Origin of the sequence: uncultured Rikenella sp. (genome assembly GCF_910577125.1) — a bacterium.
Classification (GTDB): domain Bacteria; phylum Bacteroidota; class Bacteroidia; order Bacteroidales; family Rikenellaceae; genus Rikenella.
On sequence record NZ_CAJTMN010000055.1, the window covers coordinates 1 to 14,006 of the forward strand.

The 14,006-nt window shown below is 59.1% G+C and carries 10 protein-coding genes; 6 read left to right on the forward strand and 4 right to left on the reverse strand.

Annotated features, from left to right (window positions below; translation table 11 throughout):
- Positions 1 to 303 precede the first annotated feature (303 nt).
- The 4 genes from QZ292_RS06840 to QZ292_RS06855 are packed head-to-tail and all read right to left on the reverse strand — an operon-like array spanning position 304 to position 2,551.
- Positions 304 to 534: a hypothetical protein gene (locus QZ292_RS06840; RefSeq protein WP_294599709.1), complete on the reverse strand. Its 231-nt coding sequence runs from the start codon at positions 532 to 534 to the stop codon at positions 304 to 306.
- Positions 531 to 1,133 carry a YgjP-like metallopeptidase domain-containing protein gene (locus QZ292_RS06845; protein WP_294599712.1) on the reverse strand — a complete coding sequence of 201 codons (603 nt, stop codon included), beginning with the start codon at positions 1,131 to 1,133 and terminating at the stop codon, positions 531 to 533. Before QZ292_RS06845 ends, QZ292_RS06840 begins: the two co-directional genes overlap by 4 nt.
- On the reverse strand, positions 1,120 to 2,025 hold the full coding sequence (gene miaA, locus QZ292_RS06850; protein ID WP_294599715.1) for a tRNA (adenosine(37)-N6)-dimethylallyltransferase MiaA: 906 nt from the start codon (positions 2,023 to 2,025) through the stop codon (positions 1,120 to 1,122). Before miaA ends, QZ292_RS06845 begins: the two co-directional genes overlap by 14 nt.
- The gene (locus QZ292_RS06855) at positions 2,003 to 2,551 is read right to left on the reverse strand and encodes a hypothetical protein (protein ID WP_363324073.1); all 549 of its coding nucleotides are present in this window, start codon (positions 2,549 to 2,551) and stop codon (positions 2,003 to 2,005) included. Before QZ292_RS06855 ends, miaA begins: the two co-directional genes overlap by 23 nt.
- Before the next feature lie 120 nt (positions 2,552 to 2,671).
- Between QZ292_RS06855 and QZ292_RS06860 the strand changes: the two genes are divergently transcribed.
- From QZ292_RS06860 to QZ292_RS06885, 6 genes are all read left to right on the forward strand, one after another.
- The gene (locus QZ292_RS06860) at positions 2,672 to 3,568 is read left to right on the forward strand and encodes a diaminopimelate dehydrogenase (RefSeq protein ID WP_294599721.1); all 897 of its coding nucleotides are present in this window, start codon (positions 2,672 to 2,674) and stop codon (positions 3,566 to 3,568) included.
- Positions 3,569 to 4,970: 1,402 nt separating this feature from the next.
- Positions 4,971 to 8,627 (forward strand): DNA polymerase III subunit alpha, encoded by a 3,657-nt coding sequence (dnaE, locus tag QZ292_RS06865; protein ID WP_294599724.1) that lies wholly within the window; start codon positions 4,971 to 4,973, stop codon positions 8,625 to 8,627.
- A 73-nt stretch (positions 8,628 to 8,700) separates the two neighbouring features.
- Positions 8,701 to 9,015: a thioredoxin gene (trxA, locus tag QZ292_RS06870; RefSeq protein WP_294599726.1), complete on the forward strand. Its 315-nt coding sequence runs from the start codon at positions 8,701 to 8,703 to the stop codon at positions 9,013 to 9,015.
- Between the two features lie 397 nt (positions 9,016 to 9,412).
- A complete protein-coding gene (pgmB, locus tag QZ292_RS06875) occupies positions 9,413 to 10,090 on the forward strand; it encodes a beta-phosphoglucomutase (RefSeq protein WP_294599729.1) in 678 nt (225 codons plus the stop codon).
- On the forward strand, positions 10,090 to 12,405 hold the full coding sequence (locus QZ292_RS06880; RefSeq protein WP_294599732.1) for a family 65 glycosyl hydrolase domain-containing protein: 2,316 nt from the start codon (positions 10,090 to 10,092) through the stop codon (positions 12,403 to 12,405). The genes pgmB and QZ292_RS06880 overlap by 1 nt, the downstream gene beginning before the upstream one ends.
- 1 nt (position 12,406) lies before the next feature.
- Complete coding sequence (locus QZ292_RS06885) at positions 12,407 to 13,738, forward strand: alpha-amylase family glycosyl hydrolase (protein WP_294599734.1); 1,332 nt, start codon at positions 12,407 to 12,409, stop codon at positions 13,736 to 13,738.
- Positions 13,739 to 14,006 lie beyond the last annotated feature (268 nt).

Here is a 14,006-nt window from a genome sequence, read left to right on the forward strand (position 1 = left end):
GCGCGGGCCCCACGTCCCGTGGACGGGCGAAACTGCGTTTCGCTGCGGCTGTGTCAGCCCAAATTTTCGAACAGTTCTTTGTCCGCGCGCCGGGCGATTCATTCTCTTCCGGCTCATCGCCGAAAGAGTTGAATCGCCTCCTTAGGCGTCGGCGCGCGTCGATCATCGACTGCCCTCGGGCCGGGCGGGCCCCACGTCCCGTGGACGGGCGAAACTGCGTTTCGCTAAGGCTGTATCAGCCCAATAGGGTAGAGTCTGCCTGTTAGGGTAGACCCGGCCATTTGTGAGTGCGACACGCACCGTTTATTCCGAGAGGCAACGCAACTGAAGACCGCAGGCGCGGAGGTCCGCGTTGTTGGGGCCGAATTCCGTCGCGGTGAAGCCCAAGTACATGCCATGGTAGTGGTCGCCCGAATCATAGGACGTGGACAACCAGCTGTACCCGCCGTTGCCGACGTAGTCCAGCGTGCCCGAGGTGTAGTGGCGGAAGCCCGGGGCGAGTGTAATAGATCGTAGTACGGGAAGAATAGTCACCGGATAATCCGTTGTTCGCGGGCGAATGTTTTCAACCGGGCATCCGCCTCGCGCCAGGCAGGCAGAAAGGATTCGACCAGCCGATAGAAGGCCTGCGAATGGTTGCTCACCACGAAGTGGCACAACTCGTGCAGGACGATATAGTCGATACATGCCTGCGGTGTCTTGACCAGATGCAGGTTCAGCGTGATCAGCCCTTTCGTATAGTAGCACCGTCCCCAGGCGCGCCGCATGACGAAAATTTTCAGGCGCGGCGGTGCGATAGTATACCCTGCGGCCCGGAACAGCGGCAGCCAGCGGTCGACGGCGGCCTGAAAACTCTTCCGGGCCTGACGGCGGTACCAGTTCCGCAGAAATTCCTCGAAATTCTCGCGTGTGGCCGGATGAAGAGAGAGATGGAAGTTATTGTCTTTGATTCTCAGTGAATTGCGCGTCGATTCCCGGTGCAGTACTATGCCGTAACTCTCGCCGAGCAGCAGGTAGCGCCGCCGGACCGAATGGAGCGGCGTTCCTCCTTGCCCGCTTGCCGGCCGATCGGAACCCGACGGTTGGCGGGATGAGCCTGACCGTCCCCAAAACAGTATTTTAAAGATTCCCATCGATATACGCAATCATGGCATCCGTGTCGGCCGGCCCGAACCAGCGGATCTGCGGATCGCGCCGTAGCCAGGTCAGCTGTCGTTTGGCGTACCGGCGTGTGTTGCGCTGGATCAGTTCCACCGCCTCGTCCTGCGAGCACCGGCCGGCGAAATGGTCGAACAGCTCCCGATAACCCACGGTCTGCAGGGCGGATAAATGGCGGTAAGGGTACAGCCGTTCCGCTTCGGCCAACAGCCCTTCCGCGACCATCTGTTCCACCCGACGGTCGATGCGGGCGTACAGCTCTTCGCGCGGCAGGTCGATACCTATTTTAATATAGGTAAAATCTCTCTTCTTGGCCACTCCGCTCCGCAGGGCCGAGTACGGTCGTCCGCTGAGTCGGCAAACTTCGACGGCGCGGATCACCCGTTGCGGATTCTGTCTGTCCACCACGGCATAATAGGCCGGATCGCTCTGTTCCAGCTCCTCCAGCAGCGTGGCCAATGGCATGGCTGTAAGCTCCGCCCGCAGAGCCGGGTCGGACTCCGGCAGGTCGTCGAAACCCTCCAGCAGGGCGTTCACATAGAGGCCCGAACCGCCCACTAACAAGACGTCCGGCGCATTCGGAAAGAGCTCTTCGTCGAGCAAGGCCAAGGCCTCCCGCTCGTAATCTCCCGCCGTAAAAGGCTCGTGAATGCTCTTATTCTGGATGAAGTAGTGGGGTACGCCGTCCCGTTCCGCCAGCGAGGGGACGGCGGTGCCGATCGCCATCTCCCGGTAGACCTGGCGCGAGTCGGCCGAAACGACGGGGGCGCCGTAATGCTTTCCCAAGGCCACGCCTGCGGCGGTCTTCCCCACGCCTGTCGGCCCCTGGACGACGATCAGACGTTTAATAGGCGTAGTCGTCGTCATAGGTGTCGTCCCCTTCGAATCCGCCGAATTCGTCCATCGCTTCGTCGAAAATCGAACGGTCGTCGGTAAAAGCGTCCCGCTCGGAAAATGCTGCGGGATCGCTCTCCCGCTGCTGGGCCGGCGGTTCGCCCGCGGCGGCCGCTATCCGCGGATACGCCACCCCCTCTTCGGCGAACTTGCTCTCGATGAGTTCGATGAAAAATTGCCGCTCGGCGAAGATGTCGAAGACGTAGATCAGCCGGCCGAACTTCTCGCGGACGATCTGCCCCAGGCTGACGCGTTCCATCGGCAGCGGAACGGCGAAACTGTCGTCTTCGCTCTCCAGCCCCATGTCGACGGAGGTGAATTCGCGCAGTTTCTCCCACTCGGCGTCCGAGGTGAAGATCGAGGCCATCTCGGCCGGGCTGTAACCGACCGACTGGCGCACGTAGGTGTGGAAGTCGGCGAGGTTCATATCGTAGGGCACTTCGTAGTCGCGGACGAAGTCGTCGGCTTCGTCGCTGAGCATTCTGAATTTGAAGATCATAGACATGACGCGGAGGTTTTGTCCGATTCAAAGATAACTTTTTTTGCGTTTCGGAGCATGGAGAAACGGGGCGGATTCGCTTTCTTTGCACCACGAAAATCAAAATCACACAGACAGACTATGAAAAAGATCAGAGCGGCCGTTGTCGGATACGGAAATATCGGGCGGTATGTGCTGGATGCGCTGCAGACGGCGCCGGATTTCGAGGTGGCGGGCGTGGTGCGGCGCGATGCGTCGAATGTGCCGGCCGAGCTGGCGGGATATCCGGTGGTGACGACGCTGGAGGCGCTGAAGGATGTGCAGGTGGCGATCCTCTGCACGCCGAGCCGGAGCGCGCAGGAGTATGCAGAACGGGCGCTGGAGCTGGGGATCAATACGGTGGACAGTTTCGACATCCACACGGAGATCGTCCCGACGCGGCGGGCGCTGGACACGGCGGCACGGCGCAGCGGTTCGGTGGCGGTGCTCTCGGCGGGGTGGGATCCGGGGACGGACTCGATGGTGCGGGCGCTGATGGAGGTGTGCGCGCCGAAGGGGCTGACGTACACGAACTTCGGGCCGGGGATGAGCATGGGGCACACGGTGGCGGTCAAGGCGGTCGAGGGGGTCAGGGCGGCGTTGTCGATGACGATTCCGACGGGAACGGGGATTCATCGCCGGATGGTCTATATCGAGGTCGAGGAGGGGCATGATTTTGCGAAGGTGGCGGCGGCGATCAAGGCGGATCCCTATTTCGTGCACGACGAGACGCATGTGATGCAGGTGGAGTCGGTGGATGCGCTGCTGGACATGGGGCATGGAGTGAACCTGACGCGCAAGGGGGTGTCGGGCCGGACGCCGAACCAGCGGTTCGAATTCAATATGAGCATCAACAATCCGGCGCTCACGGCGCAGATCATGGTGGGTGCGGCGCGGGCGTCGCTGCTCCAGAAGCCGGGGGCCTACACGATGATCGAGATTCCGTTGATCGACTATCTGTACGGCGACCGCGAGGAGCTGGTGCGGCGGCTGGTATAATTTTTAGGAGATGGTATTGTTCGGCCCGGGGCGATTCCGTTCGCTCCGGGCTGTTTGTTTTGCAGGTGAAAGGTTCTTTCATTGTCCGCCCTGCCCCGTTTCTTCCGAGAGGCAACGCAACGGAAAACCGTGGGCGCGGTGGTCCGAGCCATTGGTGTAGAGGGCCTGCGAACGGAAACTCAAGCTCATGCCATAGGTACCGCCGACCGCAGACGACCAGCTATAGCCGTAGCCGCCGACGCCGCCCGGTGCGCCCGAGGCGTAGTGGCGGTAGCCCGGGGCGGGGTCTGTCGGGTCGGGGCCAGCGTGGCCGAAAACGAGCTCCGTCGAGTTGCAGGCCTACGCCTGGGGTGGCTCCGGCCCGCGCGCCCCTTGCGGGTCGCAGGGTTTCGACCTTGTTTCTTGTTCGCGGTTCTTGTTCGCGCGCCTTTGGAAATCTTGTCAAAACGCACGAGTGCATTTTGACAGAATTTCCCTTTCAAGGTGACGGCGCGCGGACTTGTTAATGCGTTTTTAAGTCGCTCGCGGCAATTCTGCCGATTGGCTCACCGCCAATCGGCAGAATATGCCCTCTTAGGCGGGCGCACCCACAGGGTGTTTTATTGGCAGCCTCTACCCCAACCGGACGGAACTGCGCTCGGGCCGCGCGGGCCCCACGTCCCGTGGACGGGAAATGCTTACGCATTTCCACTGGCAGCCTCGGCCCTACTTCCTCGTCCCGTTCTCTGTTTGCGCGCCGGGGCGATTCATTCTATTTCGGCTCATCGCCGAAATAGTTGAATCGCCTCCCAAAGTATGGCGCGCGTCGAGCTTTGAGCTGGACAGAACTGCCCTGCGCGGGCGGCGGCCGGGTGACCCCGGCAGGACGGAGCGATACTACGTATCGCTTACTGGTTCGCTGCCCCCAGTTCTTTGTCGCGCGCCTCGGGCGATTCATTCTCTTTCGGCTCATCGCCGAAATAGTTGAATCGCCTCTTTAGGCAGCAGCACACAATTGGCTTGAGGGGACTGTTCTCGTTGGCTTACGCGTTGCCTTCGGCTTCCTCGTGCTACCTTGGCAGAGTCCGTAAACGGTCTCTGCTCTCGGTACGCTACTCGGTTCCTCCTCGCCGCTCGGCAATTTGCAAACTTTGTTTGCATTGCCCTCGCTGGCAGCGTCGGTTGAAAGAAAGGTACCCAAAGAACTTTCAGATAGCTACGCTACGCCTTAGGCTCCGCAGTCCTCAGGTTTTGTCTGTGGCTCTTTGGAAAATTTTCGGTCGGGACGCAGGGCGATGGAAGTCAGTGCCATGCGGATGCTTTACCTGAACCGCGGCGGATTTTTTCTCTTTCGCCGGCGGCGGCGTTTCGGAAAAAACTATCTTTGTACAGAACCTCTCGCAAAAGAAAATATCCGGTCGAAATGGCAGAATTTACTCATCTTCATGTACATACGCAATATTCCATTCTGGACGGTGCGGCGGCTATCAAAAAGCTGCTGGCCCGGGCCAAAGAGTTGGGGATGGGGGCGCTGGCCATTACCGACCACGGGAATATGTTCGGCGTGAAGGAGTTTCATAATGCGGCGCGGGCGGCGGGGGTCAAACCGATTCTCGGGTGTGAAGTCTATGTGGCGGCGCGGGGGCGGTTCGAGAAGACCGAAAAGGAGGACCGGAGCGGACATCACCTGATTCTGCTGGCCAAAAATCTGGAGGGATACCACAATCTGATCAAGCTCGTGTCGTACGCCTGGACGGAAGGGTTCTACTACAATCCGCGGATCGACAAGGAGCTGCTGCAACAGTACCACGAGGGGATTATCTGCTGTTCGGCCTGTCTGGGGGGCGAGATTCCGCAGCTCGTCATGCGGGGGGATATGGCGGGGGCGGATGAGGCGGTGAGATGGTTTCACGACCTGTTCGGCGAGGATTACTACCTGGAGTTGCAGGCCCACAAAACCGGCGATCCGACTCGCGATGCGAAGGTCTACGATCATCAGGTGATGGTCAATAAAGTGTTGCTGAAGCTGGCCGAGAAGTACGGGATCAAATACATTGCCACGAACGACGTGCACTATATTCTGGCGGAGGATGCCGAGGCGCACGACCGGCTGATCTGCCTCAGCACGGGGCGCGATCTGGACGACCCGCAGCGGATGCGCTACACGGGGCAGGAGTATCTCAAAAGTTATGAAGAGATGGCGGCCCTGTTTCCGGACAATCTGGAGGCGCTGGCCACCACGCAGGAGATTGTGGACAAGGTCGAGGAGTATTCGCTGAGCCATAAGCCGTATATGCCGAACTTCCTCTTGCCGGACGACTTCGTGGTGGAGCTGGAGCCGCTCAAGGAGTCGATCGCGGTGGGGCTCGGGAAGATATATAAGGATAAACCGGAGGAGCTTCAGGCTATGCAGGCGCGCGTCGACGCCTGCGCTTCGGAACAGGAGATCGGGGCGGTGGGGGAACAGGTGGCGGAACTACTTTTGACCGCCAGACAATATTTGTATCTGCGCCATATTGTGTGGGAGGGGGCGGAAAAACGGTATCCGGGAAAGAAGCTGACGGAGGCGATCCGGGAGCGGATCGATTTTGAGTTGAAAACTATCGAGTGGATGGGGTTTCCGGGCTATTTCCTCATTGTGTGGGACTTTATCCGGGCGGCGCGGGAGATCGGGGTCTCGGTGGGGCCGGGACGTGGATCTGCGGCGGGATCGGTGGTGGCGTACTGCCTGAAAATCACCAATATCGACCCGATCGCGTACGACTTGCTGTTCGAGCGTTTCCTCAATCCGGAACGGATTTCGCTGCCCGATATCGATATCGACTTCGACGAAGACGGACGCGAGGACGTGATGCACTACGTGGTGCAGAAGTACGGCCAGAAGCGGGTGGCGCACATCATCACGTTCGGGACGATGGCCGCCAAGTCGTCGATCAAGGATGTGGCGCGGGTGCAGAAGCTGCCGCTGTCGGAGAGCGATCGGCTGTCGAAAATGGTGCCGGAAAAACCGGGAACGACGCTCGAAAAGGCCTATAAGGAGGTGCCGGAGCTGGCGGCGGAGCGCGAGTCGGACAATCCGCTGGTGAGGGATACGCTCCGCTATGCCGAGAAATTGGAGGGGTCGGTGCGGCAGACGGGGGTGCATGCCTGCGGAATCATTATCGGACAGGACGACCTCGAAAAGTTCGCGCCGATTTCGACGGCGAAGGATGCGGAACTCTTTGTGGTACAGTATGAAGGGAGTTTGGTGGAAGATGCCGGGCTGATCAAGATGGACTTCCTGGGGCTCAAAACCTTGTCGATTATCAAGGATGCGGTGGAGAACGTGCGGGAGTCGAAGGGGATCGAGATCGACATCGACGCGATTCCGCTGGACGACAAGAAGACTTTCGAGCTCTATTCCAACGGGGAGACCACCGGGCTGTTCCAGTTCGAATCGCCGGGGATGAAGAAGCACCTCAGGGCGTTGCAGCCCAACCGGTTCGAGGACCTGATCGCGATGAACGCCTTGTACCGGCCGGGGCCGATGGAGTACATCCCGAACTTCATCGCGCGGAAGCACGGGCGGGAACCGATTACGTACGACCTGCCGGATATGGCGGAGTATCTGGAGGATACCTACGGGATTACGGTCTATCAGGAACAGGTGATGCTGCTGTCGCAGAAGCTGGCGGGGTTCACGAAGGGGCAGGCCGATACGCTGCGGAAGGCGATGGGGAAGAAAAAGAAAGATGTGCTGGACAAGATGAAGGGCGATTTTCTGGACGGGGCGGTGGCGCACGGGCACGACCGGGCGGTGTGCGAGAAGATTTGGGGCGACTGGGAGGCGTTCGCGTCATATGCCTTTAATAAGTCGCATTCAACGTGCTATGCCTATGTGTCGTATCAGACGGCTTACCTCAAGGCGCACTATCCGGCGGAGTTCATGGCGGCGCTCTTGAGCCGCAATCTGTCGGATATCAAGAAGATCAGCTTCTTCATGGACGAGTGCAAGCGGATGGGAGCGCCGGTCAAGGGGCCGGATGTCAATCGGAGCCGGCACCACTTCTCGGTGGACAGCGAACAGAACATCCGTTTCGGGCTGGGGGGGATCAAGGGGCTGGGGGAAAATGCCGTTCAGGCGATTCTCGAGGAGCGGAATGCCAATGGGGATTTCAAGGATATTTTCGATTTCGTCGAACGGGTCAACCTCCAGACGGTCAACAAGAAGAATATCGAATGTCTGGCGTTGGCGGGAGCGCTGGATTCGATTACGTCGTTCCACCGGAGTCAGTTCTTCGCGCAGGACAGCAAAGGGGCTTCGTTCATCGAATCGCTGATCCGGTACGGCAGCCTGGTGCAGGCCGAGCGGGTACAGAAGCAGAACAGCCTGTTCGGAGATATGATGTCGGGCGTGATGGTCCAGAAACCGGAGATTCCGTCGGCCGAGACGTGGGGAAAACTCGAAATGCTGGAGCGGGAACGCGAGGTGGTGGGAATCTATCTCTCGTCGCACCCGCTGGACGACTACCGGATTCTGATCGAAAAATACTGCTCCAATGCGGTGAGCGATCTGAGCGACCTGACGGCGCTGCGGGATCGGGATTTTTCGGTGGCGGGGATGGTCACCTCGGCGCAGTATCTCACGACGAAGACGGGGAAACCGTACGGGAGGTTCACCATCGAGGATTTCAGCGGAAGCTATACCTTTACGCTTTGGAGCAAGGACTGGGAGACGTTTCATTCTTTCTGCTTCGAGCAGAACTCCATTCTGATCAAGGGACGGGTGCAGCCCAGCCGCTTCCGGCAGGGCGAGATGGAGATCGTGATCAAGAGCATGAAGAGTCTGCCGGAGGTGATGGAGACCGATATCCGGGAGCTGGTGGTGACGGTGCCGGTGAAGGAGCTCTCGACGGACTTTATCGCTGAATTGTCGGCTGCGGCGGCTATGGCGGCGGGACCGGTCTCGTTGTTGTTCCATATTTTCGACCCGGAGACGGGAGTCAGGGTGGCGCTGCGTACTCGTGCGCCGAAGATCGAACTGAGCGGACAGGTGGTGGGGCTGATAGAAAGTTATGGTTTCAAATGCCGGATAAATTGATTAGATTTGTGGGCTTCTGCTCTGGCACAGAATTTGGATTTCATTATTAAAAACTACTAAAACTCAATTTGTTATGGCATTGGAAATCAATTCGGGTAATTTTCAGGAGGTGATGGCCTCGGATAAGCCGGTGGTGATCGATTTTTGGGCGGAGTGGTGCGGGCCGTGCCGGATGGTGGGGCCGATCGTGGAGGAACTCGCTGCGGAATATGCCGGAAAGGCGGTCATCGGGAAGTGCGACGTGGACTCGAACGACGCGATTGCGGCTCAGTTCTCGATCCGGAACATCCCGACGATTATTTTCGTCAAGGGGGGACAGGTGGTGGACAAGCAGGTGGGGGCGACGACCAAGGCGGCGCTGGCCGAAAAACTCAACAAGTTGTTGTAGCGTTTGCTGTGGAGAGGTATTTTGCAGTTTGCCGGTACGAACCGAAGTTCGTGCCGGCAAACTTTTTTATTACGGGATCGTCTCTTGGGCCGAGCTTGTTTCGTGATGCGTTGGACGTTTTGTTCCGGGCGGGGTAGAGGCGGTTTATTCCGAGAGGCAACGCAACTGAAAACCGTGGGCACGGTAGCTCATGTCGCAGGGATAGAGGTTTTGCGTGTAGAAGGTCAGGAACACACCGCTGGTGTCACTGATGGCGGACGACCAGCTGTACCCGTAGCTGCCGACGCCGCCCAGTGCGCCCGTGTAATAGTGGCGGTAGCCCGGGGCGGACTGAGGAGGTGAGATTCCGTCTAAAAATTCCTATATTTGACCCAAAGGATATATAGGAAACGGAATTATGAGTATTCGGGCAGCGATATTCGATCTGGACGGCGTGATTGTCGATACCGCGAAATACCACTATCTGGCCTGGCGGAGGCTGGCCGGGGAGTTGGGTTTCGACTTTTCGGAGCGGGATAACGAACGGCTCAAGGGGGTGAGCCGGATGCGGTCGCTCGATATATTGCTGGAGGTGGGGGGATTCGGGGCGGATGCTTTTACGGCCGACCGAAAAGAGGAGATGGCGGCGCGGAAGAACGGGTGGTATGTGGAGTATATCTCGCGGATGACGCCGGACGAGATTCTGCCGGGCGTGCTGTCGTTTTTGGAGGAGGTGCGTGCGGACGGGGTGCGGACGGCGCTGGGGTCGGCCAGTAAAAATACGGGGATTATTCTCGGGCGGCTGGGGATCGGGGAGTTGTTCGACGAGGTGGTGGACGGGACGATGGTCAGCCGGACGAAGCCCGATCCGGAGGTCTTTTTGACCTGTGCTTCGATGCTGGGGGGCGGTATTCTGCCGGCGGAGTGTGTGGTGTTCGAGGATGCCGAGGCGGGCATCGAGGCGGCGCGTGCTGCCGGAATGTATAGCGTGGGGATCGGGTCGCCGGATATTTTGCGAAAGGCCGATCTGGTGGTGTTGGGATTTGAGGGAATTTCGTGGAAAGAGGTTAAAAATCAGCTTAATACGTTACGGTAATGGGAGGACGTAAATTGGAAATCGATCCGTGGAAGATTGTCGAAACGGGGTTCGATCCTCGGGATGGGCGGGCCTGTATGGCGTCGGAGAGTTTGTTCAGCATCGGGAACGGGGCGATGGGGGGAAGGGCCAATTTCGAGGAGTTTTTCGGCGGCGAGTCGTTGCAGGGAAACTATATCGGTGGTGTTTACTATCCGGACAAGACGCGGGTGGGGTGGTGGAAGAACGGCTATCCGGAGTATTTTGCCAAGGTGCTCAACTCGGCGTTCTGGCCGGGGGTGGATATTTATATAGGTGGCGAGCGGCTGGATTTGGCGGCTCCGGGGGTTGAGGTCGGCGATTTTCGGCGGGAGCTGGACATGCGGCGGGGCCTTTTGACGCGGGAGTTTACTGCGGTGCTGCCGAAGAGCGGGGCGAGGGTGGCGGTGGAGGCGAGGAGGCTGGTTTCGATGGCGGAACCGGAGTTGGGGGCGGTGTCGTATCGGCTGACTTTGCTGTCGGGTGATGCGGAGGTGGTGGCGACGGCGTTTGTGGAGGGCGATGTGCGCAACGAGGATGCCAATTACGACGAAAAGTTCTGGGAGCTATCTTCTTTGGACAGAGATAATGATGCGCTGACGATGCGGACGCGGAAGACGGGGTTCGAGGTGTGTTGGGCGCAGCGTACCCGGATCTGTTATGGGGATTCGGAGGCGGTCGGGGAAAATGCTTCGGCGAGCGAACGGGTGGCGGAGGCTTACAAGGGGCGGCTTGGTGTGGGGCAGTCGGTTGTCGTTGAGAAGTTCGTGGGGGTTACCTCTTCACTTAACTATACGGATACCGCTGAATTGCAAAGAGCGGCTGTAGGGGTGGCACAAAGGGCTCTTGAACAGGGATTTGAAGGGGTGCTGGCGGCGCACGAACGGGCGTGGGCGGAACGGTGGAAGGGGTGCGACGTGGCGATCGGCGGCGACGAGCGGGCGCAGCAGGGAATCCGGTTCTGTATCTTCCAGCTGTTGCAGACTTACACGGGGCGGGACAGCCGGTTGAATGTGGGGCCGAAGGGTTTTACGGGCGAGAAGTACGGGGGGAGCACCTATTGGGACACGGAGGCGTACTGTCTGCCGTTCTACCTGGCGACGTGCGGCGAGGAGGTGGCGCGGCAGCTGCTCTTGTATCGGTATAAACAGCTGCCGCAGGCGATCGAGAATGCGGAAAAACTGGGATTTACGGATGGGGCGGCGCTCTATCCGATGGTGACGATGACGGGCGAGGAGTGTCACAACGAGTGGGAGATTACGTTCGAGGAGATTCACCGGAATGGGGCGATTGCCTACGCGATTTATAATTTTTGCCGCTATACGGGGCGGCAGGACTATCTGTTGGAGGGCGGGGCGGAGGTTTTGATTGGTATCGCGCGCTTCTGGGCGCAGCGGGCGACGTGGTCGGAGCCGAAGGGGAGGTACGTGATTCTGGGGGTGACGGGGCCGAACGAGTATGAAAATAATGTCAACAATAACTGGTATACCAACTACCTGGCGGCGTGGTGTTTGCGGTATGCAGTGGAGGCGGTGGGATATGTGGCGGCCCGTGATTCGAAACACCGGGCGGCAGCGGTTTCGGCGGCCGAGTTGGCGCGGTGGGCGGAGATGGCGGAGGGGATGTTCCTGCCGGAGTTGACTCTGGCAGATGGCGAGACGATCTTCCTGCAACAAGAGGGATACATGGACAAGGAGCAACGGCGGGCGGAGGATATTCCTGCGAGCGAGCGGCCGATCAACCAGCATTGGTCGTGGGACCGGATTCTGCGGAGCTGCTTCATCAAGCAGGCGGATGTGCTTCAGGGGTTGTATTTCTTTCAGGAGTTTTTCGACAGGGAGGTGATTGCGCGGAATTTCGACTTCTACGAGCCGCGGACGGTGCACGAATCGTCGCTGTCGCCGTGCGTGCACTCGATTCTGGCTTCGTTGACGGGACGGGCGGAAAAGGCGTATGAGCTGTACCTCCGGACGGCGCGCCTTGACCTGGACGACTACAACCGCGAGGTGCACGAGGGGTTGCACATTACGAGCATGGCGGGTTCGTGGTTGTCGGTGATCGAGGGGTTCGGTGGGGTGAGGGTGGGATGTGACGGGAGGTTGCATATTGTGCCTCGGTTGCCGGAGGGGTGGAGTGCGCTGGCGTTCAAGATTCACTACCGGGGGGCGATTCTTTCGATTCGCGTGGCGAGAGGCGAGGTGGCGGTCTCTTCGGAAAATGGAGTGGAGGCGGGAGTGGTGATCGGCGGAGATTTGTATAAGATTGGTAAGGAAGAAATCAGTATAAAAATCGGATAGAATGGGGCAGTTGTTGTATCGTTGTCAGCCGCCGGCGTGCAAGCGGCATCCGGAGTGGGCTTCGCGGGCGGTGATTTATGAGTTGAATGTCAGGCAGTTTTCTGCAGAGGGGACGTTTGCGGCGGTGCGGGAGCAATTGCCTCGTTTGCAGGCGCTCGGGGTAGATATCTTGTGGCTGATGCCGATCTATCCGATTGGCGAGGAGCGGCGGAAGGGGACGTTGGGGAGCTATTACTCGGTGCGGGACTATTGCGGGGTGAATCCGGAGTTCGGGACGTTCGAGGAGTTCCGGGCGTTGGTGGAGGAGGTGCACCGGCTGGGGATGCGGATCATTTTGGACTGGGTGCCGAACCACACGTCACGCGATGCGGTGTGGATCGGTCAGCATCCGGAGTGGTACAAGCACGATCCGGAGACGGGAGAGATTGCGACGCCGTACGACTGGACGGATACGGCGCAGCTGGATTACGACAATCCGGAGATGAGGCGGGGGATGACGGAGGCGATGCTGTTCTGGCTGCGCGAGACGGCGATCGACGGGTTTCGGGTGGATATGGCGATGCTCGAACCGTTGGCTTTCTGGGAGGCGTGTGTGCCTGATTTGGAGGCATTTATGGATGCTCAGTCGCGCGGGCTGTTCATGTTGGCAGAGGCGGAGGGGGCGGAGTTTCACCGGGTGGCGTTCGATGCGACTTACTCGTGGGAGGTGCACCATTTGATGGTGGATATTGCGCAAGGCAGGGTATCGGAACCTGCGGCGGCTCTTCGAAACAGGCTCTTGTACGAGGCGGGGGACTATTCGGCGGCGGCTTTGCGGATGCGGTTCACGTCGAATCACGACGAAAATTCGTGGAACGGGTCGGAGTTCGCTCGGTTCGGGGCTGCGGCGCGGATGATGGCGGCATTGACTTATGTGTTGCCGGGGATGCCGCTGATCTATAACGGGCAGGAGGCGGGGTCGGATCGGCAGTTGGCTTTCTTCGACAAGGATGGTGTTGATTGGTCGGCTCTCGGCGGAGAGTGGACGGCGTTTTATCAGGAACTCAATGGGTTGCGGCACTCGCATCCGGCTTTGTGGGGCGGGACGGCGGGAGGGGATCTCTATGCGATGGACAACTCCTTGTCGGACAAGGTGTTTGCTGTCAAACGAAGGGTGGGGGATTCGCTGGTCATGGCGCTTTTCAACTTCTCGCCGGATCATGCGGATTTCGAGGTCTACGACGACGATTTCAACGGCTCGTTCGGTCAAATCGGTTCGCCGGTGCTTGCGGTTTTGCATAGCCACTCTCATTTCTACCTCCCGCCGTGGGGCTTCTTCATCTATTTTATTTAACTGTTCGTTTATTCGTGTCTACCCGCAGAGAACTGCCGCTTTTTGGAAAAAGCGGCACCAAAAACTTTTAGATAGCTACGCTACTCCTCAGGCTCCGCAGTCCTCTATCTCGGCAAGTCTGTTGGACTGGATTTTCGGCGGGGCGCATATAATGCGGGAACTACCCCAATGCGCCCCCGCCGAAAAATCCCAGTCCAACAAATAATCCGGGATTTGGGCCGCCGGCAGCTTTAGGATGCGTAAGCATCCTCTAAAGTTTTTCTGGTTC